The sequence below is a fragment of the Reichenbachiella sp. genome, assembly GCF_033344935.1.
GTDB lineage: Bacteria > Bacteroidota > Bacteroidia > Cytophagales > Cyclobacteriaceae > Reichenbachiella.
Genome location: NZ_JAWPMM010000001.1, coordinates 4,309,009 through 4,330,913 on the forward strand (window position 1 = coordinate 4,309,009; position 21,905 = coordinate 4,330,913).

General features: G+C 40.6%; 22 protein-coding genes. 7 read left to right on the top strand and 15 right to left on the bottom strand.

The genetic code is table 11. From position 1 onward, the window contains the following. The first annotated feature begins 29 nt into the window (after positions 1-29). Together R8N23_RS18560 and R8N23_RS18565 are read left to right on the top strand one after the other, a co-directional pair. Positions 30-569 (top strand): DUF4199 domain-containing protein, encoded by a 540-nt coding sequence (locus R8N23_RS18560; protein ID WP_318173102.1) that lies wholly within the window; start codon positions 30-32, stop codon positions 567-569. After that, complete coding sequence (locus R8N23_RS18565; RefSeq protein ID WP_318173103.1) at positions 569-1,540, top strand: glycosyltransferase family 2 protein; 972 nt, start codon at positions 569-571, stop codon at positions 1,538-1,540. Before R8N23_RS18560 ends, R8N23_RS18565 begins: the two co-directional genes overlap by 1 nt. Here R8N23_RS18565 and R8N23_RS18570 read toward each other — a convergent pair. After that, a complete protein-coding gene (locus R8N23_RS18570; RefSeq protein ID WP_318173104.1) occupies positions 1,537-2,304 on the bottom strand; it encodes a class I SAM-dependent methyltransferase in 768 nt (255 codons plus the stop codon). The two genes, R8N23_RS18565 and R8N23_RS18570, sit on opposite strands and share 4 nt — an antisense overlap. A gap of 57 nt (positions 2,305-2,361) precedes the next feature. Beyond that, the gene (locus tag R8N23_RS18575) at positions 2,362-2,982 is read right to left on the bottom strand and encodes a hypothetical protein (RefSeq protein ID WP_318173105.1); all 621 of its coding nucleotides are present in this window, start codon (positions 2,980-2,982) and stop codon (positions 2,362-2,364) included. Positions 2,983-3,258: 276 nt separating this feature from the next. Here R8N23_RS18575 and R8N23_RS18580 point away from each other — a divergent pair, with 276 nt between their 5' ends. Beyond that, positions 3,259-5,712 carry a sodium-translocating pyrophosphatase gene (locus R8N23_RS18580; RefSeq protein ID WP_318173106.1) on the top strand — a complete coding sequence of 818 codons (2,454 nt, stop codon included), beginning with the start codon at positions 3,259-3,261 and terminating at the stop codon, positions 5,710-5,712. 62 nt (positions 5,713-5,774) lie between these two features. On the opposite strand, the gene R8N23_RS18585 is transcribed toward R8N23_RS18580, so the two are convergent. From R8N23_RS18585 to R8N23_RS18595, 3 genes are all read right to left on the bottom strand, one after another. Next, complete coding sequence (locus R8N23_RS18585) at positions 5,775-7,169, bottom strand: PepSY domain-containing protein (protein ID WP_318173107.1); 1,395 nt, start codon at positions 7,167-7,169, stop codon at positions 5,775-5,777. A gap of 144 nt (positions 7,170-7,313) precedes the next feature. Further along, a complete protein-coding gene (locus R8N23_RS18590) occupies positions 7,314-9,617 on the bottom strand; it encodes a TonB-dependent receptor (protein ID WP_318173108.1) in 2,304 nt (767 codons plus the stop codon). Positions 9,618-9,742: 125 nt separating this feature from the next. Then, positions 9,743-10,132 carry a hypothetical protein gene (locus R8N23_RS18595; RefSeq protein WP_318173109.1) on the bottom strand — a complete coding sequence of 130 codons (390 nt, stop codon included), beginning with the start codon at positions 10,130-10,132 and terminating at the stop codon, positions 9,743-9,745. 130 nt (positions 10,133-10,262) lie between these two features. On the opposite strand from R8N23_RS18595, the gene R8N23_RS18600 reads away from it, so the two are divergent. Next, positions 10,263-11,045, top strand: a complete 783-nt coding sequence (locus tag R8N23_RS18600; RefSeq protein ID WP_318173110.1) for a DUF3667 domain-containing protein — start codon at positions 10,263-10,265, stop codon at positions 11,043-11,045. On the opposite strand, the gene R8N23_RS18605 is transcribed toward R8N23_RS18600, so the two are convergent. After that, positions 11,042-11,752, bottom strand: a complete 711-nt coding sequence (locus tag R8N23_RS18605) for a tRNA1(Val) (adenine(37)-N6)-methyltransferase (RefSeq protein ID WP_318173111.1) — start codon at positions 11,750-11,752, stop codon at positions 11,042-11,044. The genes R8N23_RS18600 and R8N23_RS18605 overlap by 4 nt on opposite strands. A gap of 74 nt (positions 11,753-11,826) precedes the next feature. On the opposite strand from R8N23_RS18605, the gene R8N23_RS18610 reads away from it, so the two are divergent. Together R8N23_RS18610 and R8N23_RS18615 are read left to right on the top strand one after the other, a co-directional pair. Next, positions 11,827-12,381, top strand: a complete 555-nt coding sequence (locus R8N23_RS18610) for a hypothetical protein (RefSeq protein ID WP_318173112.1) — start codon at positions 11,827-11,829, stop codon at positions 12,379-12,381. A 221-nt stretch (positions 12,382-12,602) separates the two neighbouring features. Next, positions 12,603-13,163, top strand: coding sequence for a hypothetical protein (locus R8N23_RS18615; protein WP_318173113.1), 561 nt, complete (start codon positions 12,603-12,605; stop codon positions 13,161-13,163). Here the strand turns inward: R8N23_RS18615 and R8N23_RS18620 are convergent. The 7 genes from R8N23_RS18620 to aroQ form a co-directional block, all read right to left on the bottom strand. After that, a complete protein-coding gene (locus R8N23_RS18620; RefSeq protein ID WP_318173114.1) occupies positions 13,160-13,723 on the bottom strand; it encodes a HutD family protein in 564 nt (187 codons plus the stop codon). The genes R8N23_RS18615 and R8N23_RS18620 overlap by 4 nt on opposite strands. Before the next feature lies 1 nt (position 13,724). Next, positions 13,725-14,294 carry a hypothetical protein gene (locus tag R8N23_RS18625; protein ID WP_318173115.1) on the bottom strand — a complete coding sequence of 190 codons (570 nt, stop codon included), beginning with the start codon at positions 14,292-14,294 and terminating at the stop codon, positions 13,725-13,727. Positions 14,295-14,344: 50 nt separating this feature from the next. Further along, positions 14,345-14,878 (bottom strand): GNAT family protein, encoded by a 534-nt coding sequence (locus tag R8N23_RS18630; RefSeq protein WP_318173116.1) that lies wholly within the window; start codon positions 14,876-14,878, stop codon positions 14,345-14,347. 11 nt (positions 14,879-14,889) lie between these two features. After that, entirely contained in the window at positions 14,890-15,399 is a 510-nt protein-coding gene (locus tag R8N23_RS18635) for a hypothetical protein (RefSeq protein ID WP_318173117.1), read from the bottom strand. 5 nt (positions 15,400-15,404) lie between these two features. After that, positions 15,405-15,878: a ribonuclease HI gene (gene rnhA / locus R8N23_RS18640; protein ID WP_318173118.1), complete on the bottom strand. Its 474-nt coding sequence runs from the start codon at positions 15,876-15,878 to the stop codon at positions 15,405-15,407. A gap of 99 nt (positions 15,879-15,977) precedes the next feature. Beyond that, positions 15,978-16,550: a MarC family protein gene (locus tag R8N23_RS18645; protein ID WP_318173119.1), complete on the bottom strand. Its 573-nt coding sequence runs from the start codon at positions 16,548-16,550 to the stop codon at positions 15,978-15,980. Positions 16,551-16,553: 3 nt separating this feature from the next. Beyond that, positions 16,554-16,973: a type II 3-dehydroquinate dehydratase gene (gene aroQ, locus R8N23_RS18650; RefSeq protein ID WP_318173120.1), complete on the bottom strand. Its 420-nt coding sequence runs from the start codon at positions 16,971-16,973 to the stop codon at positions 16,554-16,556. A 225-nt stretch (positions 16,974-17,198) separates the two neighbouring features. Between aroQ and xerD the strand changes: the two genes are divergently transcribed. Continuing rightward, positions 17,199-18,098, top strand: a complete 900-nt coding sequence (gene xerD, locus R8N23_RS18655) for a site-specific tyrosine recombinase XerD (RefSeq protein ID WP_318173121.1) — start codon at positions 17,199-17,201, stop codon at positions 18,096-18,098. Between the two features lie 9 nt (positions 18,099-18,107). Here xerD and R8N23_RS18660 read toward each other — a convergent pair whose 3' ends face one another. Both R8N23_RS18660 and R8N23_RS18665 read right to left on the bottom strand, forming a co-directional pair. Beyond that, positions 18,108-20,780 (bottom strand): carboxypeptidase regulatory-like domain-containing protein, encoded by a 2,673-nt coding sequence (locus tag R8N23_RS18660; protein WP_318173122.1) that lies wholly within the window; start codon positions 20,778-20,780, stop codon positions 18,108-18,110. A gap of 11 nt (positions 20,781-20,791) precedes the next feature. After that, positions 20,792-21,718, bottom strand: a complete 927-nt coding sequence (locus R8N23_RS18665; RefSeq protein ID WP_318173123.1) for a type IX secretion system membrane protein PorP/SprF — start codon at positions 21,716-21,718, stop codon at positions 20,792-20,794. Positions 21,719-21,905: the final 187 nt, after the last annotated feature.

Here is a 21,905-nt window from a genome sequence, read left to right on the forward strand (position 1 = left end):
TATTTTATTTAACCTTAAACTATTACCAAATGGAATCTAACGCTAGCACCGAAGCCATCAAAGGCGGACTTATTGTAGGGCTTATCAGCATCATAATATCGATGATTATTTATGTTGTGGATGTAGCTATTATGGTAAGCTTAACTTTTGCATTTCTCTCCTTTGCTCTCTCGATTTTTTTATATTCATATTTAGGAAAAAAATATAGAAATGAACATCTGGAAGGATTTATATCCTTTGGAGATGCATTTAAATTCATTTTCATTGCAGGCTTGATAGGCGCAATCTTAAATGGTGTTTTTTCAATTGCACTATTCAATTTTATTGATCCAGAATTACCAGAAATACTGACAGAACAAGTAATACAAGACACCGAGTCTCGATTAGAAAGTTTTGGAGTACCTTCAGAAGATATGGATGAGGCGCTTGAAAAAGTAGAGAAAGATATGGCAGGTCAATTTTCTGTAGGCGGCATACTGAAAGGTAGTTGGGCCTGGGCATTGGGAGCTGCAATTATTGGATTAATTTGCGGTGCAATCATTAAAAAGAAAAGACCCGAATTTGAATAATGACTGAATCTCTGGACATATCCGTAGTTATTCCACTACTCAACGAAGAAGAATCTTTGCCTGAACTCCATGCTTGGATTGGCCGAGTGATGGAAGAAAAAGGATTTCAGTATGAAATCCTTTTTGTGGATGATGGAAGTACGGACAGGTCCTGGGAAATTATCAGCGAACTCGCAGAAAAAGATGCGCACGTCAAAGGCATAAAATTCAACAGAAACTACGGAAAGTCAGCAGCACTCAATACTGGATTTAAAAATGTAAGTGGCCAAGTTGTAATCACGATGGATGCTGACCTACAAGATAGTCCGGATGAAATACCCAGCCTCTATGACCAAATCACCAAGGACGGATACGATTTGGTCTCAGGTTGGAAAAAGAAGCGCTATGATCCGATTATGAAAACTATCCCTTCGAAGTTTTTCAACTTCGTGGCCAGGAAGTTTTCAGGAATCAAACTACATGACTTCAACTGTGGATTAAAAGCCTACAAAAAAGAGGTAGTCAAGTCAATTGACGTTTATGGTGAAATGCACCGATATATTCCCTTCTTGGCTAAAGGGCAAGGCTTTGCGAAAATAGGTGAGCGCGTAGTACAACATCAAGCTCGAAAATACGGAGAAACTAAGTTTGGCTTGGAGCGATTTATTTTTGGATTTTTAGATCTGCTTTCCATCTCTTTTGTATCGAAATTCAAAAAACGACCGATGCACTTTTTCGGATCGTTCGGGACGCTCTCCTTTTTCTTTGGAACCTTAATCACTTTCTGGATTATTGGTCGAAAAATATTCGAAATACAAATGGGATTACCAGCGCGGGATGTAGTCGATCAGCCGCTATTCTTCTTAGCGCTTGTGGCAGTAATTATTGGTGTCCAGCTCTTCTTGGCCGGCTTTATCGGCGAAATGATGACTCAATCTTCTACACGAAAGAATGATTATCTGGTGAGTCAAAAGATTGGGTTAAAGGACTAATCTTTTTTACATAAATGAATCACTTCATCTTTTGGTAACGCATATCGAGCTTGCTCCTCGGCTGATAAAGAATTAACAAAATTATCTTCAACTACTGTAAATCCTGCTTTTCGTAATCGGTCTGGATAGTCCTTGCCGTAAAGTCTCACGTGATCATCTTGTCCGAATAGCTTCTCTCTTTCCTTTGGATCGGTAACAGTATCATCTTCAAAAGTAACCTCTGGAACTGGATGAAAAATTGGAATCTGGATGATAGCCCAGCCACCAGGTTTTAATACTCTGTGGATTTCCTTCATGGATTGGATGTCATCTGCGACATGCTCCATCACGTGGTTACAAAAGGCCACATCGAATCGATTGTCTTCGAATGGCATCTCGTGGATATCCATTTTGACTTTGGCTAAAGGAGACTCCAAGTCTGCTGTGATATATTGATCACCATGGATCTCTTCGAATCGCTTGATAAAACAGATTTCCGGTGCAATGTGTAGGACTTCTTGATTGGGTTGAAAAAAGGTAGTCTTTTGTTTGAGGTACAGCCACATCAGCCTGTGACGCTCCAATGCCAGGCAATTGGGGCAAAGTGCATTCGCTCTAGCCACTCTGCCATAAGGCACAAACTTAGAAAATTGACTATCACATACTGGGCACTCTACTTTGTTGCCTCTATAAAAAAGAGCCACCACCTTAAGTGCTACATGACTAAAAAGCTGCAAATATTTTCGCGGGATATGGCGAACAACAAAACTGATGATTTTCTTCAAAGCATTCCGGATTAAGCCGCAAATATAACGCTAGCCTTGAAGATGGGAAGGAATCGTTTAATTTTCTATCAACTCCTCTAATTCGTGATTAACCATATCATAGTCAAACCTGAAGGTATATTTCGTAGCTTCCATTTTATCTAGAATCTCTCTCACATGAGCGATTACTTTCTCTTCCTTATGTCTCAACTGCTCATCTTGTACGAATTTTAACGAAGCAATCATTTCAGCGAAAGTCGCATTCATAAACTGCATGGCCTTAAACTTCTCCCCTTTATCTAAGTTGTTTTGAGATATGGTCATACATGCATAAGCAATTGAGTTCAAAGCATTAAAAAAGGCTTTGTTTAGATCATCTTCCTTTAGATCATCGATACGCATCTCTTTTTCCACAAGCTCTAAATCTTCCACCGCTCTTTCTAAATGAGCAATTGATGAACTGTCTGTATACTGTTCTATCACTCGCATTTTCATCATGGCATCATCCAACTCTTGAATCGCACGATTATAATTTCCATTTACGATCAGATGCCGCGCATCAGAAAGATTCTTTACTGGCGCCATCGCTAGATCAATGGTGAGTTCATTATGCGCCAAATTCACTAAATGCAGTATACTAATGGATGCCACAATAAGTAAAATACTGGATACGGCTGTTGTTTTCTTTTCGGAAGACATGTTTTGAAATTTCTTAATAAATCGAACTGGAAAGCAAAGTACGCAATTATCCCCAAAATGCTTTCGTTCCATTCCAATTTCAAAGTGTTTGATTCTTATCTATTGAAATAGTCCATTAAAATGTAAAATAGAGCCAACCAGAGTCGCTACCGATTCCCTCGGCGACTATATTTTTTATTCTTGACTGATCTCTTATATTTGCGCTGGTTTAAATGAGAGGGCTTTATGCCCTTTTTTGATTTTTAAATTTGAGTTTAAAAAATTCTAGGAAAAGATATGAGTAATTTGATTTACGTGCCAATCGTATTGGCCTGTCTGGGACTTGTTTTCATGCTTATTAAAATGGCATGGGTAAAGAAACAAAGTGCCGGAAATGAGAAGATGCAAGAAATCTCAAAAAACATTAAAGAAGGTGCACTTGCCTTCTTGAGTGCTGAGTATAGACTGTTAGCCATCTTTGTAGTAGCTGCTTCTGCTGCGCTATTTGGTATTTCAACTATGGTTGAAACTACGAGTTGGATGATTGTTCCTGCATTCGTTGTTGGAGCGATATTTTCCGCAGCCGCAGGAAACATTGGAATGCGAATTGCTACCGAAGCCAACGCCAGAACCACTGAAGCTGCTAGAACTAGTTTACCAAATGCATTGAAAGTATCTTTCGGTGGCGGTACAGTAATGGGACTTGGTGTTGCAGGCTTAGCAGTTTTAGGACTTAGTTTATTCTTCTTGGTATTCACCAAGATGTTTATGGGCGCAGGCTCTTTCTACAACGACATGACCATGGTTTTGGAAGCCTTAGCTGGTTTCTCATTAGGTGCTGAATCTATTGCACTATTCGCTAGAGTAGGTGGTGGTATCTACACGAAAGCAGCCGATGTAGGCGCTGATTTAGTAGGTAAAGTAGAAGCAGGTATCCCAGAAGATGATCCAAGAAACCCTGCGACTATTGCTGACAACGTAGGTGATAACGTAGGTGATGTAGCGGGAATGGGAGCCGACCTTTTCGGTTCATACGTAGCGACTGTCCTTGCCTCTATGGTATTGGGTAACTATATCATCAAAGATATGGCTGACGCAGGTGTGGTGCTTGACACTTTTGGAGGTATGGGACCAATCCTATTGCCAATCATGATCGCAGGTGTGGGTATCATAGCTTCTATTATAGGTACATTCTTGATCAGCATCAAAGACAATTCTGCTAAAGAAGCAGAAGTACAAAAAGCATTAAACACAGGAAACATTGTTTCTATTTTATTGACTGCAGTTGCAGGTTGGTTCTTAATTGACTACATGCTTCCTGATACCATTATTGGAATGAAGTTCTTCGGTGAAGGCACTATGGACATTCCTAGCCGTCACGTATTCTATGCTACATTGGTAGGATTAGGTGTTGGCTATTTAATCTCAATGTTCACTGAATACTATACAGCGCTTGGCAAAAAGCCGGTCATGGACATCGTTCAGAATTCATCTACCGGAGCTGCAACCAACATCATTGCTGGTTTGGCTACAGGTATGATTTCTACCTTCTCTTCAGTGATTCTTTTCGCTATCGCGATTTGGGGATCTTATGAATTGGCTGGATTCTACGGAGTAGCAATCGCAGCTTCTGCGATGATGGCTACTACTGCGATGCAGCTGGCCATCGACGCCTTCGGCCCTATCGCGGATAACGCAGGCGGTGTAGCTGAAATGAGTGAACTTCCAGAAGAAGTAAGAGAAAGAACTGATATTTTAGATTCAGTAGGAAACACTACTGCTGCAGTAGGTAAAGGATTTGCGATTGCTTCTGCGGCCTTGACTGCATTAGCACTTTTCGCTGCTTACGTAACTTTCACAGGTATCGATGGTATCAACATTTTCAAAGCTGACGTATTGGCGGCCTTGTTTATTGGAGGTATGATTCCAGTTGTATTCTCTGCTTTGGCTATGAAATCTGTAGGTAAAGCTGCCATGGAAATGGTAATGGAAGTTAGACGTCAGTTCAAAGAAATACCTGGCATCCTAGAAGGAACAGGCAAACCTGACTATGCCAGATGTGTAGAGATCTCAACGCAAGCTGCATTGAAAGAAATGATGTTGCCTGGTGCTTTGACTATCATCACTCCGATCATCATCGGATTTGCAATGGGACCTGAAGCTTTGGGTGCATACATGGCCGGTGTAGCTGTATCTGGTGTAATGTGGGCCATTTTCCAAAACAACGCCGGTGGTGCATGGGACAACGCTAAGAAGTCATTCGAAGCAGGCGTTGAAATTAATGGTGAAATGACTTACAAAGGATCAGAAGCACATAAAGCGGCAGTAACTGGTGATACAGTAGGTGATCCATTCAAAGATACTTCAGGACCTTCTATGAACATCTTGATCAAATTGACTTGTTTAGTAGGACTTGTAATCGCTCCAATCTTAGGTGAAGTATACGGTACTGGCGGACATGCTAGCGCCCCACAGACCGAGCAAATGATGGGTTGTAAGCACGAAGGTGCTTGTACGGCTAAATGTCATTCCAAAATGGATAAGAAGGAATGCAAGCCTGGTTGCACTAAAGCTTGTTGTGCAGCAAAAGAAGCTAAGAAAGAAGTGAAAGTAATGCTATCTGGTGAAGAAGCCAGCACTACGGCAATAGTTGAAACTAAATCAGTAGTTGACGGCAAGGAAATTGTAAAAGTAGATACTTTGACAGGTACTAAAGCTGAAGTAGAAGCTCAACTGGAAGAATTGAAGTAACGAACTAGAAATCTTAAAAAAAATAGCGCAGGGTTTAAACCCTGCGCTATTTTTTTGCCCGATTACTTCTTAATCAAGATCCATAGCCCAGACAAGGCGATGACTACCAACGACAAAGCAGCCAGAGACATGATCGTATCTCGAAGACCTTTGCCAAGAAAGTCCAGAAAATGATACTTGTGTAAAAATAAAAAGCTTACTATCTCCGCTCTGTTCTTGTCCCGAACGATGGCTCCAGGAATCCCTGAACTAGGCTCTATAAAACAGGTTAAGTGATCTGGTGTATCAAAAGCAATCTGCACTACTGGCAATCGTTTATTGATAAAACCATAAGCCCTGGTGAATTTAGAAATTGCCACTGGTTCTTCAATTAATTCAAAACTTTGCCCTGCAATAGCCTCAGCCCTTTCTCTGGCATAGGCAAAATCTCCATTATCCAATAATTCCAATCCCTCAACGCTTGTATATATAGCCTCACTTCCGAATTGAGCTGGTTCAAATCTATAGTACAATTCATCTTGCAATTCTTTGAGTGAAATCTGTTTGAATGGTGCTACAACTTTTAGCATGGCGTCCAAAGGCTCGTTGACCAGATCGTCCAGATTCACCTTTAAAGGTGAAGGCCCATGTCCATTCAGGTTGTAAGGCTCAATTTTTTGCAAGGCATGATAAGCACCACTAAATGAAAACATCAGCAACACGATCGATACGGCTACCGCCAGTTTGCGGTGGCGTCTTCTGGGTTTCATACGCGCATTGGATTCAGACAGCCTTTTAGTCGTAAAAAAAATCACCAAACCCATCACCCCAGTGATAAATACCAAAGTAGAGAATAGCAACACCACTACACGCTTCAAGTTAGAATCATCTCCCAGAAAGTCCCAATTATGAAACATTGAAAAGACCCACAAGAAGCCTTTTCTCATATCATCGTTGAGTGTGCCGAGGCGTGCAGATCCCGTATGAACATACACCTCTATGCCGTCTTCTCGATCGAAAGCCACTTTATAAACGGGCAACAATCGGTTGATAATTTTGTATTGTGCGGTGTACTTTTCTACTATTTCAATCGAGGAAATAGCGGACGTGCTGTCTCCCAAAAAGTATTGAGCCAAATGACGCGCATAAACTTCATCACCATGTTCCAACTCTTCCCCATTATGCCAATCATAGTATTTCCATTCGTCATTCACCTGAATTTGGTAATAGGGCTTATTTGCAATTCTGGCAAAGCGAATATCTTGAATGTTGCCTTTCGGCAACGGCAAATCCTTGATCGATACCATAGCTAAGTCAGCTTCAAATGGCTGTTGCTTCAAAAACATTTGCGCCGGGCTCACTTTAAAAAAATGAGCCATCATGGGGTGCATCAAGCCACTGAAGCACCACATCATCACTGGCAGTAGACACAACACGCTGAGCCACCGGTGCCAGATATATAGTTGTTTCTTTTTCATATAGTTATGAATGAGGAAAACTGTCTGAAATTCAAACAACTGCCATTCCGACTATAGGAGGAATCTTAATGGATACACAACCGTAATAAGATCTCTCCTTACTGTCGAGATGACACAAAATTTCAAACAATTTTCATTGATACCTTATTTCTGAAATTTATAAGCCAGCCCCACGTTAAATGTCCTTGGATCTCCCGGGTTATAATTAGTACCCCAAGCAGATTTGGAGGAATTGGTAGCGTAGAGCTTGTCGGTAACATTCATGATGTTCAACCAAGCTTCAACCCCTTTGATTTCATAGCCCATTCTCAGGTGAAAAATATCAAACCCTTCATAAGTCGCTGTATTGGCTGCATCCATATAGTACTCGTCCACATGCTGCCACTCTACACCAATTCTGAAACCTTTGATAAAGCCAGGTCGATAAGTGATTTCTCCATTCGTAATCCAGGAGGGAGCTGTAGCCATTTCGTTGTCAGAAAAGTCAACACCAGATTCCACATAATCCTTGAATGTATGCTGGGCATTGGTACCACTGACTCGAATATGCAAGGATGGGATGGGTTGGTAGTTCAAACCATATTCCACCCCACGGTGCGATGTCTCGCCAGCATTTTCGTTGGCATAGTCTCCGCTTGGTTGACGCACATTGATAATCTCGTCTTGTCCATTGAGCTGATATACTGCCAGATCTAGAGACGCCTTGGTAAACAAGGCAAACCAACCGCCAATTTCATAGTTGGAGAATACTGCAGGCTCCAGAGTAGGAACCTGCACACCTCTGTACAGTTCACTTACTTGTGGAGGTACAAAACCCTGACTGTAGTTGGCATATATACCTGATCCAGCACCGAAATCATATGTCAGTCCTAACTTGGGCGTGAATGCATTGAAATGATTGGTTTCATCAGGTGCACCGGAAAATGCCGTAGACGGCAAGTGGTTGTTATATACATAAGTAAAGCGGTCGTATCGCACGGCTGCCGTCAACCTTAATCTATCTAATGGATTTATATCGAATTGCATATAGCCGGCGTAATTAATCAACTTTGTTTCGTAGTTAGTCAGCACAGAATCAGTTGGCGTAAAACGCTCATATACACCTTCATCACTTTTGTAAATACTGATGTAATTAGCCTCGTACGAACTCGGACTATAGTCCAAACTTGCTCCTCCGGTTATGGCCGCATTCATAAAGTTCAACAACTCCTTGTGCTGAAGAATTAATCCATAGCTATTAAAAGCATTATCATTTACCTCGGAGTGGGCCAGATTTGGATCTCCACCAGGGTTGCCCCAAGGCGAATAATCGTCCTTGATTCTATAAGACGGGTTCTGTTTCACAGAATTGTTTCTGTAGAAAAGTGTAGCCGAAGACTTAGCTCCTCTATCCCAATAATAATCCAAAGCACTTTTGAACCGTAGCGCATCTACCGCACGATCGGTAAAGGTCTGAAAGGACGAATATTCCTGATTATAGAAACTGGCACTATCCAAACTACCCGTCATGTCTGACCGATAATTGACATAAGTCAAGCTATTGGACCAAAAGGCTTTTTCGCTCAGTGGCATGGTGGCCTTTAGCGTCATAGCCAATTTTTCATAGTCACTATGCGCACGATAACCGTCTTTGCGGTCGGCATAGTTTACCGATGCCAAAACACCCACTTTTCCATAAGTGTCTGAAAAAATAAGGTCTCCTCTTTTGTACCCCAGATTATTAGCTTGCAGAGAGGCTTTCGCCAGCAAAGACGCCGTGGGATTCAAGGTGATAAAATTGACAGCTCCACCGATGGCCTCGCTCCCATAAAGCGAAGAGGCCGGGCCTCTGATTACTTCTATGTTTTTGAAAGCGCCCATATTCATCTCGATCAAGGCATTGTGATTGAACACGCCAGTGGTTCTCACAGGCACGCCATCTTCTAAATAAAGAAATAAACTCTTATAGCTCAAAGGTTGTCGAATAGACATGCTATGCTGCTCATTGCCTAGATCTACCATGTAGACACCAGGTGTTTTGTTGAGCAACTGATCCGTACTAGTCGCATGTGCTTCTTCTATTTGCTTGGCCGACAAGCTCGAAATAGCCACCGGTGTTTCGGATCTTTTTTGTACTTCTCTACTGGCCGAAACCACCACTTGATTGAGTTCAATGGATGACTGTTTAAGTTCTACGGCCCCAATGTTTGGCGTAGCTTTTAACGCTACAGATTCATAGCCCAAATAGGAGATCATCAACTGATCTTCTGCAGCTGCCTGTAGCTGAAATTTGCCCATCACATCTGTGACAGTACCTGTGGCACTTCCTTTTATGATTACGTTTACTCCTGGAATCGCTTCCTTAGTTTGTTGGTCTACAATAGTTCCAGATACGGTTTGTTGGGCACTAGCAGCCCAACTCATCATCATAAGTAAGAGCACAGCCATTGCGCTGAAATAATTTTTCATTGATTTAAAATTTTCTTCCACAGCCCATGCTGCAGAAATTTGAATAATAGATTTGAGTCCTGCTCATTTTAAGCGCGACCTGTAAATGGGAAAACCTCTGGTCATCCCAGATTTGAAATGAAAAATTAAGTGTGCTTGGGTGGTGGAGATGCCACTTCGCCCATTCGAGAATTGTAGCATTGAGTATAAGTCGACCATGCTTTTTGCAACCACAAGCTCTGGAGTGGGTCTAGTGAGGGAGTGGCCTCTTGCAGGGTATGCGTCAGCACTTCATGGCCAAATTTGGCGCGCTGAGTAGGCACTTCATCAGAAGACTCCTCTTCAGCGTATTGCGCCAACTGATCTTCTAAATAGCAAATGTCCTCACATCGCGTAAAGCCAGCATCCAGCTTATCTGAATTCTCATTAAGAATAGCATAGTCTTTATTTAAGGCATATTCCAAATAGGGAAAGTAAGGACGCATCCATACGAATGTATAGAGCAGCAAAAGCGATATGGCAACTAAACGATGCATGAGCTGCGAAGGTAAATAGATAAACCTTGCTTCTTCCTAGCAGAAAGGAAGTTTTTTATTCAAAGATTCACTGCTATTTCCTAGCTACCATACATTGTTTATACTTGAAGAACCATCCGAACTATACATTATGAAAACATGTATCCAATGCGGGACATCAACCAAAGAGAAGTTCTGCTCCAACTGTGGACAAAAACAGGATATAGCCAGACTTACCCTTAAGTCTTTCTTTAGTGATTTTTTTAGTCGCGTTTATGGACTTGACGGGGCTTTTCCCAGGACAGTGATTGGACTATTCAAAAAACCCGAAACAGTAGCACTTGAATATATAAAAGGCGTTCGCGGGAAGTATGTAGGCCCAGTCGGCTATTATTTTTTAATGTTCACTGTTCTCTTGATTATTATCAATGTTTTGGGCTTTGAAGTTGCAGATTACTTTCCCAAAACAGAAGAGATTTCAGATTCTATCATTGAAGAAACAGGCAATAAGCAGTCTGAAGCAGCCAAGGCATTAGGCAGAGAAATTAAAGAAAAGGTCTATAATAATATACAATATATATCCTTTCTTCTGGCTCCATTTTTAGGTTTATGGGGCAATGTTTGGTTTAGAAAATCTAAGTTTAATTTACTTGAAAGTAGCGTTTTTGCATTTTTTGTACTTGGACAAGCAATCATTTTTAATATGATTGGTTTTTTTGTGTTTGCAGCTACAGGATTCAAAAACCTTATCGTTGTGAACTTCATTGAAATGATCTACTGTACAACTGCCATCAGCCTGTTTTATACCAGCAAGATAAGCTTCAAGTCAATAATGAGAAGTTTAGCCGCTTTCATTTTGTCTTATCTATCCTTCATATTGTTTACAATAATTTCAATCACAATCATAGTCATAGTGCGATTCCTTATAGCCTAGAGTTTTAAATAATAATCTTTAAGTAGTTCATTGAACTTCTCCGAATGAGAACTTCCTTCCCTAATGTTTAATTCTTCTATTGGACAAGAAAATTTAAATTTAGAAACCTGAGAAAGTACTCTAAAAACAGACCCATTCGTTTGATTTCTAATAACCAATGCCTCAGCATAAAACAAACCCATTCTTTCCACTTGTTCTTTGAACTGCTGACTCTCCAATTCTGGATAGAGGATATAAGCCTTACCTGTTTCCGAAAGCAAAGATTTCAATGCGAATGCCAGGTTTTCCTTGTTGAATTTAGAAGTATCATGTTTAGCCAAGTTTTTCCTGCTGGTATCCGACTTTAAGCTATTCGTAAAAAAAGGTGGATTGGAAACAATCAAATCATATGGCCGCTCTGTGGTATTTAGCCATTCGAAAACATCTTTATTGATGACTGTAATACGATTCGCCCAATCAGACTCCTTTACATTCTGACCAGCTTGCTTTGCAGCACACTCATCCAACTCTATGGCATCGATTGGTGCGTCAATTCGCTGAGCAAGCATCAGTGCCAATAGACCTGTCCCCGTTCCAATATCCAATATTCGACTGGGTTTAGATGCTGATACCCATGCACCCAAAATACACGCTTCAGTACTCACCTTCATGGCACACTGATCCTGATGGATGGTGAATTGTTTGAATTGGAAATAGGTGTTAGCCATTAATTTTAAATCTCAACCTGCTCGACAAAAAAGAAGCTATATTGCCGAAATTTTTATTGAAAATCAAAACAAATATGTTGAAAACAATTCTAACCATTCTTATTGCTTTTGGGAGCATAAGCTTTGGATTTGCACAGGGCACAATTGCACCAGACCTAAAACAAACACAGTTGAAAATTACCATCCTTCCCCTAGGAGCATCATTAGAGCAAAAGCTGGGTAAAAAGCAATCGTTAAACCTAGCAGGTGGATTGCAACTGGGTGCTTATGCTTATAGTAGCAGCAATGGAAGTGGAACTGAATTCTATGCCGCACCATTCTTCACTGGGGAAATCCGTAACTACTACAATCGAAAATTTGTAAAAAAGGACCTAGAGCAAAACTCAGGCAACTATGTGGCCTTGGCTTTTGGATATAGCGGAAATAGACTCGGAGAGGCTGAAAATGTAATATTTGAAAACAGCTTTGAAAATTCTTTCTTCGTGGGACCAGTATGGGGATTTCAGAGAAATTATAAAACAGGTTTTCATCTCAACCTAAGTATTGGTCTTGGATATGTCGATGGAGAATATGTAGATGGTGCAGTTAAGATGATCAGCACCGGAGGTATCGGGTTTTTCCTAAGGTAAATTTTCTAACAGTTAAAGAACCATCATGTTTTCTACCTGATGGTTCTCTAATTAATCCCTTCAACTTTCATCATTGACCTGACCTCTAATCGCCACTCGCATTCCTCAATGTGAGTGGCTATGAACATAAGTTGGTTTGTTAGCACCTAAAAATTAACCACGTCTGTGGGGGGGAAATTAAGGTTGGGTGTCCTGTTTTTGAAACTGAAAATTTTAAACTCATGCTTAAATCAACATCCATTTGGATAGCTATAGTATTAGCTTCCGTACAAATCACTTTCGGTCAAGGTTCTATCACTACCGAACTCAAACCTACCCAAGTTAGGGCGCTCTTCCTTTGCCCTGGTATTTCCATAGAACAAAAACTTAGTGACAAGCATTCATTCAATCTGATTGCTGGAATTCAGCCAGGAGTATCAGAACATACTTTAGAGCCAGAGGATACACAGTATAAGTTTTATATAGCTCCATTTGTAAGTGGAGAGATTCGGAATTATTATGAGCGTAAGCAAGTTAAAAAGGAACTTGCGCCGAACTCTGGCAACTATTTCGCTTTGGCGGCAGGCTACTATATGAACAGAATCATCAACGACTCAGGAAAAGAGTATTACGATGAGAGCTATGAAAATTCATTTTTTGTTGGGCCTGTTTGGGGATTCCAAAGAAACTATTTGAATGGATTTCATTTAAATATCAGTGTTGGATTAGGGTATCAACAAGGCGAAAATCTAGATGGTAGAATAACTATGATCACAAACGGCGGGTTTGGATTCTATTTCTAGACCATGATACTTACAGACGCCAGAATCAAATCACTCGATTCCAAATATGTCAATTTAAGTTTATTCCCATTTTCAATGACAAGACATTCCCCTACTTGTAAGGACGCGGCTTCACAAGATACTCTTCCCGAATAGACATAAATCAATACGATTGCATCTTGTATTTCGCAAGCAATCTGTTCTCCGGCATTTCCTTTCAAATACTTTAGAGTTCCTGAAGCGCCAGAACGACACATCAAATTGAAATTGGTGGCTTGGCCTTGGCTGGAGGTTTGCCATTCGCCTTGAAAGGTATCCTGATCAAAAGGAAACAGTCGTTTGGTATGATGGCCTCTATGCCTCAAAGTATGCTCACCTTTCAGCAACATCAGCGTTCTTTGAATACCAGGCAATGGAGTGAAATCGCTGGCTTCAGCTTCTACCGTGGCCAAACTGATTCGGAATAAAAAGTCTCTTTTTTGAAAGTCGGATGCTGGCGGATAGATAAACAATTCCTGGCTGGTGCCTTTGGCCCAAGAGATTACTTTTGATGGGTCTGGTTTTAGGTGCTGGATTGTCATTTCAATTTATAAAATCGAAACCTCTCAGTATTATGGCCGCCAGGCTAATACCCCAAGCCAATATCAATCCATACCTGTGAAGTGATTGCTTTTGAATCTTGATTAGAATTACACATAGAACAATCAAAACCACATTAAATAAAGAAGAGCCTGTAAGATCATCTTGTAGAAGAAAATCTGTTCCAATTGCCCAAAGCTGAATCAGAATAAACAAGGAAAAAAATTGTCTTACAATCGAAAAGTATTGTTTTTGAGGCGCACCTGGATCATCCTGATCGATTACTCCAGGTGTAATTACACTTGAAGCGAAAAAAGCAACAATAGGACCAGACACGAGAAATAAAAACTCAAAATATCCCCAAGTGTCTTTCGAAGTGATTAAAACAGCAGACCAGGCCAAATTAAAATGAACAATGAGTAATATACCAATCCAATGCAAATGGATCAGTGATGCTTTCACTTTTGAATTAATATTTAGCACACTAGAAAATGAAGACAATATGTTGACCAGACCGAAACTAATAATGGTCACAAACATCAAAGCGACGATTAAAGTATGTGATAAATTCATGTTTTAAGTAATTGCCCTATGTAATCTCACTATGATTCTTTTTTTTAAATCTAGTATAGTTCATCAAATCTATCCTTTTTTATTTCATAACTATTGACCAATTGAGAAAAGCATACGATACTTGGAACTGTCTCATATGATTTCACAAACTCAAACCCCACCTGCTCTAGCAAACGAACTGGCGCAGGATTACCAGCGAATGGCTCACATCTTAGTTTTTGTAATTGAAAAAGCTCGAAATACTTTGGGATGGATTGTTTGACCAACTCCAGCCCATGACCGAACTTTCGATTCGCCTTATCCCAAATGTGTAAATGCATAAAGGCCTCACGGCCAAAAGTGATGTGGTTGATATTAGAGTGGCCAATGGCCTTTCCATTCACTTCCCAAATCACATAGTACAACTGTTTATCTTCAAAGGGTTTGTGCAGCTCCGCTTGAATAGCTCCTATCCACTCCTCCCGAGCCGGCAACTTACTCTTGTCTGCACCCATGCCTTTGAGATAGGCCGCATCAGCCTTCGAGAAGTAATCTACTACTCGCTCAGCATCTGTTGGGATCATATCTCTGGTGGTACATTTCATGTTAGATCGAGTTACTTTTTAAGTTCTTCCAAAATATTAGCTTCTATCCTAAGCTTTTGAGGTGGGTATTTTTTCATTAAAAAATCTATGAATCGGAGTAAGGAATTATTCTTTTCAAGAGATTTCAAACTTCGTAATTCGAAATTACGATCATAAAATTCAACTTTCAAAATAAACCGTTTAACCAAAATCAACGAAAAAGCCCTTTCTCCGGCTAAAAAAACAAACCCTAATCCAAGTAATAGTGCTCCAGTTCCTCTTACACCACGACCATTAAGTTCTGATAGATCTACAGAATTTCCCATGCCATTCAAAGCCCAATAAAGTCCATATGTCACCAATGCAATAGAGCACAAACCAAAAATTGAAGTGAGAATAGGATATTTTGTCAGCATTCCTTTATAAACATAAATTTTAGAAACTTGCGTCAAATCAATTTTTCTAAACCCATAATTCCCTCCAAACAGGTGTAGCTCTTGTTTGGTAAATCCGAAATTATCTCCTTCGAATAGATACTTCATCAGATTTAAAAATCATTAATCCCATTCTCAAAAGCCTGATCAGGAGGAAGATTAGAACCTGAAGCAGCTTCTACGGCTAGCTCGTCGCAACGTTCGTTTTCGGGAATGCCGGCATGGCCTTTCACCCATTTGAAGGTGACTTTATTGCGCTTGTAGGGTGGAATAAAGCGCTCCCACAAGTCTTTGTTTTTCTTGTCTTTAAATCCTTTTTTCACCCAGCCCCACAGCCAGCCTTTTTCTACAGCGTCTACCACGTATTTCGAATCAGAATAGATCAGCACTTCGGCATTCACTACTTTCAGCGCTTCAAGGCCTTTGATCACCGCCAGGAGTTCCATGCGGTTGTTGGTAGTTTTACGGAACCCCTCGGACAGTTCTTTCCTGTGGCCTTTGGCTAATAGGACGGTTCCATATCCTCCTGGACCCGGATTGCCTCTGGATGAACCGTCGGTATATATGATGATGCTAGGTTGAGCCATGGGAAAGAGTTGAAAGTCTAAAGTAAAAAGTTATAAGTCTTAAGTAGAAAGTTAAAAGATTAAAGGCTTTATCCAAAGCTCAACCGTTGACCACAGAATCTAAAAAGCTATTCCGTTCTTGAATAGTTTGATCGAAATCGCCAACAGAATAATGCCGAAAACTTTACGGATTATATTGAAGCCGGCATGTCCAATTTTCTTTTCCAGCCAACTGGAGGACTTGAGCACGGCATAGATCAAGAGCAAGTTGATCAAAATACCCATTAATATGTTGGTCAAATCAAATTCCGCACGGAGCGATATCAGCGACGTCATCGTACCCGGTCCAGCAATCAAAGGAAAGGCGATCGGCACAATAGAAGACGAGCTAGACTCTTCTTCGTCCGATTTGAAAAGTTCAATGCCCAAAACCATTTCCATACCAATCATAAACATGATCAATGCCCCTGCGATCGCGAAAGAACCTACATCGATACCTAAAAGACCTAAAATTTTATCTCCTAAAAAGAGGAAGATGACCATGATCACACCAGCCACAAACGTGGCTCTGAAACTATGGATTACTCCAGCCTTCTTTCGAAGGTTGATAATGATAGGGATGCTCCCTAGGATGTCAATCACCGAAAACAAAATCAGTGAAACAGACAAAATTTGAGTGAATTCGAGTTGCATGAATTAGTTGTTTAAAATGTATTGGATGCCTTCTTTGTATCCATCTAGGCCTAGTCCGATATAATGCGCCACACATACAGGCGTCAGGTAACTGTGATGTCTGAATTTTTCGCGTTCCATGATGTTGGAAATATGAACTTCAACCACCGGAGTAGACACACCCTTTACCGCATCGGCCAAAGCAACAGAGGTATGGGTGTAGCCTCCGGCATTTAGAATAATGCCATCATAGTCAAATCCCACTTCATGGATTTTGTCGATCATTACTCCTTCGTGATTGGTTTGCAGGTATTCCAGCTCTACATCTGTAAATTTCACCTTGAGGTGTTCAAAGTAATCTTCAAAAGTTTCATGACCGTAAATTTCGGGTTCGCGCCTGCCTAGCAGGTTCAGATTTGGTCCGTTGAGAATGAGTATTTTCATGATCTAAATATAAAGGGCGCAAAAGTAAGCTACAACTATCGATAGATGACAAACCCGTTGCACAGTTTTCTAAAATAGTTCATTTTTACTTTGCTTAACAATACTGCGGTCATATCGTAAGGCAATGGAGATATCTCCTCAGCAGCACGCAGAATTAACTGGCCAAGGCATAACCGACAGAAGATCTCTCCGGCTACGCCTACGAGATGACAAACAACGAAAAAAATGTCCTGGAAATTCTACATCAGTCAATTCAAATCCTATCTACAGCTAGAACGCTCACTAGCTCCCAATTCTGTAGAGGCTTATGTACAGGATATCGTGAAGTTAGAGCAATTCCTTATTCTGAAAGAAAACGACCATGGCCCCCTAAAGGTCAAAGATTCAGATATCAGAGACCTATTAGAATACATTCATGGACTCGGCATGTCAGCCTATTCACAGGCTCGAATCGTATCAGGTATCAAATCATTCTTTAAGTACCTAGTGTTCGAAGGAGACTTAGACAAAGACCCTTCTGAACTGATTGAAGCACCCAAACTGGGACGCAAACTGCCCGACACACTCAATGTGCAAGAAATTGATGCCTTGTTCGATGCCATAGACCTCAGCACGCCAGAAGGTCCTCGAAACAAAGCCATGCTCGAAACACTGTACAGTTCGGGATTGCGGGTATCTGAGTTGGTCAATCTGCAGCTGAATTGTGTACTGGAAGACATTGGATTTTTGAGAGTGATTGGTAAAGGAAACAAAGAACGCTTGGTTCCGATTGGTCGGGAAGCACTGAAACACCTCAAGATTTATGTAGAGCAAATTCGCTGTCACCTCGACATCAAAAAAGGCCACGAGCATATCGTATTTCTCAATCGAAGAGGGGCACAATTGACCAGGGTGATGATTTTCACTATCATTAAAAATCTGGCGATTAAAATAGGTTTGAATAAAAAAATAAGCCCTCACACCTTCAGACACTCCTTTGCTACCCACCTGATCGAAGGTGGAGCTGACCTTAGAGCAGTACAAGAAATGCTAGGACATGAGTCTATCACCACCACAGAGATTTACACACACTTGGATCGGGATTATCTAAAACAGATCGTGAGAGACTATCACCCGAGGAGTTAACAAGGAAGGTTACCCTTCCTTATTAACTTCCTCATCCCCTCTTCCAACTAGCTGAATCGAAAGGTCCATGATCGACTCATCTTCTATTTCCACTAAAATCCCTTCGTCCATGAACTCATCCTGTTGAACTATCAGTTTATAGATAGCATGTGAATTTACCCTCAATTCAAAATTTCCTTGTTCATCCGTGTATACCTGAGTGGCTCGATGCGCGCCTTTGACAACCATAGTAACCACAGCGTCCTTCAATGCATTTCCCATAGCATCTTTCACCTGGCCAGAAAGAAGCGTAGGTCCTGTTGAATTTTGCTCAACCAGCACGAATTCTTTTCGATCTTCATCCGACATATGCTCAGAGATGTAATCTGCATCTATCCACAAAAGTTTCTTTTCTTCTTCGGTAAGTGCGTCCGGCAAAAATCCGGTTATCATAAATTCAGCTCTACGGTTTTTCTGATGTTCTGACTCTGGACATCTTATACCGTTGCTACAATTGTTTACCAAATGTGACTCTCCATATCCCTGCCCCAAGATTCTTGCATGGTCCACTCCATGGGCAGCCACATAATCTGCAGAAGATTTAGCCCGCTTATCTGACAAATCAAAATTGTATTGATCTCCACCTCTACTATCGGTATGCGTGCTTAGTTCAACGATAATTGAAGGATTTTCCATTAAAGTTTCAGTGAATTTATCTAGCTCTACAGCCGCATCAGGTCTAATATCCCACTTAGCCAAATCAAAATGAATATCATTCAATCCAATAGGCTTACCTATAATGATTTTCTCCAAGTCTCGATCAAAAATGATTTCACCGTTGTGTTGATCTCCTATCTCTAACTTATCTGTTTCGGAGAAATATCTATATTTCTTAAACATAAAAGAATAAGTACTGTTAGGGTGACCAAGGAAAGAATAAGCTCCGTCTGCCTCCGTTACGATTCCAAATTTTTCACCAGTCGTTTCGTTGGTTACAATAACTCTGGCTTGTGCCAAAGAGTCTCCTCTTACCTCATCAGTTATTGTTCCTCTCACCACCAAACGGTCTTTCATAATTCTCAACACGAGTGTATCTCCTTCTGGCCATTGCTGAGGACTGAAACGACTCATGTCCTTTGAATAGTCTAATTTCCCAGCCAGAACAGTAAATCGATGATCCATGTCATATTCAAAATGGAATGAACCGTTTTGAGGCGTAATAGATTGTTCGATTGTATCCCCTACAGCGGATACAACCTGAACCGTTGCATTTTCTATAGGATTGCCCGTAACCAAATCCACCACTTGCCCAGGGATATACCTGTGTTGAGAATAACGGAAAGCATAAATATCATCTAAGCCTTTACCACCTGGTCGATTGGAAGAAATGTACCCATATTGATCCGATCCTTTTGACTGAACACAAATACCAAAGTCATCACTAGCCGTATTCATTGGATAACCCAAATTTTGAGGTTTAGCATGCTCATTTTTTAGATCAACTTCAAATAAATCTAAACCTCCGAGTCCCATATGCCCATTGGAAGCAAAATACAAAATATCATCTTCTGAAATGAAAGGGAACATTTCTGATCCTTCGGTATTGATTTTGTCTCCTAAATTTTCAGGTTCTCCCCATACTCCATTTCTCCAATGACACATATAAAGGTCCGTTTCACCTAGGCCTCCCTCTCTATTAGAAGCAAAATAGAGCCGTTTCCCATCTCTACTTACCGTTGGGTGACCTGAAGAGATATTGGCATCATTGAACCAAAGCTCCACAGGGGTAGACCATTTGCCGTTCTCCTCAATCTCTGAATAGAAAAGCTTCAGGTTTACTTCTCCACTTTTGCTTTCATTTACTTTCGAGCCTTGTACACGTAGTTTTTTGTTGCTTACCCTTACCTCGCCTTTTTCATAACTATTTCGAGTAAATATCACTTTGGTGTCGTTCTCATAAAATGCTACTGGCCCTTCGTGATAACTCGTTTTTAGCCTTCTATTAAACTCATTGACCTCGTTGTTGGAGTCGACTGAGAACAGGTTTAAAAAGTAGGTGTCATCCCAATCATACTTAGCTTTCAGAAACTGAGTCATGTTCGCCGTTCTTCGCGAGGAGACCATGATCAAGCCATCTTGATAAAAAGTAGGACTAAAATCGTAGCCCTCAGAATTGAAAGGTGCATTCCATACTTCAAAACGAATTGAGTCTCTATAGAAAGTAAGCTGCCTTTCCAGACCATCCAATCTCAACTTTATTCTCTTGTCCTCAGGATTATTAGCCTCAAACTTCTCGAACCAAGTTTTAGCTTCTACATACTTCCCCTGGTAAATCAATGCTTCTGCGTAATTGATATAATGCCTATCTTCAACTATTAATTCGGGCCTATCGATAACCTCGGAATACCACCTTTGGGCACTATCCATTTCTTGAATTTGATAATAGCCATCTGCTATTTCGACTTTGAGTGTATCATCAGTTGGCAATTGTTCGAAGGCCTTTTTGTAAACCTCAATTCCCTTTCGGTAAGCTAGGTCATCAAAGTATTTGTCCGCTCGCTCCTTAGTTCTACGATAGTTGTTTAGCTTAAAATTACTTGGCTTGGATGCGGCATCATCCTGCGCCGATGCCGTAGCCACAAAAAGTAAAACTGATAAAAAAAGGTATACGATAATGAATATGATTTTTTTATACATGCTCATGATAGGGTGGTTTAAAAATATCTTGGCGTAACAATTTTATCGCTCTTCAGATTGAAGACATAATTGATCATGATTTCGTGAGAACCACTATTTACTCTGCTCAAGTCTGTAGTGGTTAGAAAATCGTAAGAATAGCCTAGTTGAAATTGAGGTGTAATCTGCAGTTGGAACAGGGCATCGAAACTATCCAAAGACCTATAAGACAATCCCAGCCATACGATGTCTTTGATCAAAAAATTTGCATTTATATCGATCTCAAACGGAGCACCTTGCACCCATTTGAAAAGTATATTTGGTTTTAATTTCAAGTTAGGATTAAGATCAAATACATATCCTCCACTCACGAAATAGTGTCTGACCAATTTAGCATCAGGATCCGCAGCTCCCTCTCCGCCATCATACAATGCATTGCTGAACAACTGAGGAACTGAAAATCCAAGATAAAACCTGTCTGAATGCCACATGATACCTGCACCCGCATTTGGTGACAAGTCATTAATTCCTTGATTGGCCAGGTTAGGATCATTGTAAATATTCTCTGAATAGTCTACCCTATACTGATTAAAACTGGCTTGCAAGCCAAATGAAAGCTTGCTATAGTCTGAAAGTTGAATACGATAGGCATAACTAAAGTAGGCACCAAATTGATCAGTAATACCAATTTTATCTCTTACCAAAACAGCACCTAAAGCTATAGACCTGTATTTGATTGGGCTATGAATGGAAAAAGTCTGTGTACTGGGTGCTCCATCAAACCCAACCCATTGCTCACGAGCTAAAAGACTGGTACTAATCCCCTCATGAATACCTGCATAAGCAGGGTTAATAGCCAATTGATTGAACATATATTGTGTAAACATGACTTGTTGCTGCGCATGGGTATGTCCTGCTAAGCACAAAAGGCTAGTTACGATTAGAAGTAATTTTATTCTTTTCATGTTCAGAGTGTTTGGTTCTGTACAATCCATTCCATTACCTGAATGAATTAATACTCAATATTATTTGATCTAAACACCTCATATGATAGGACTCGTTGAGTGTGATGGTTTTCTCGTTGAATAGAATGCATCTGGCCAGGGAGATCAACCTGATGATTACAATTATACTAAACAAAAAAACCTATCT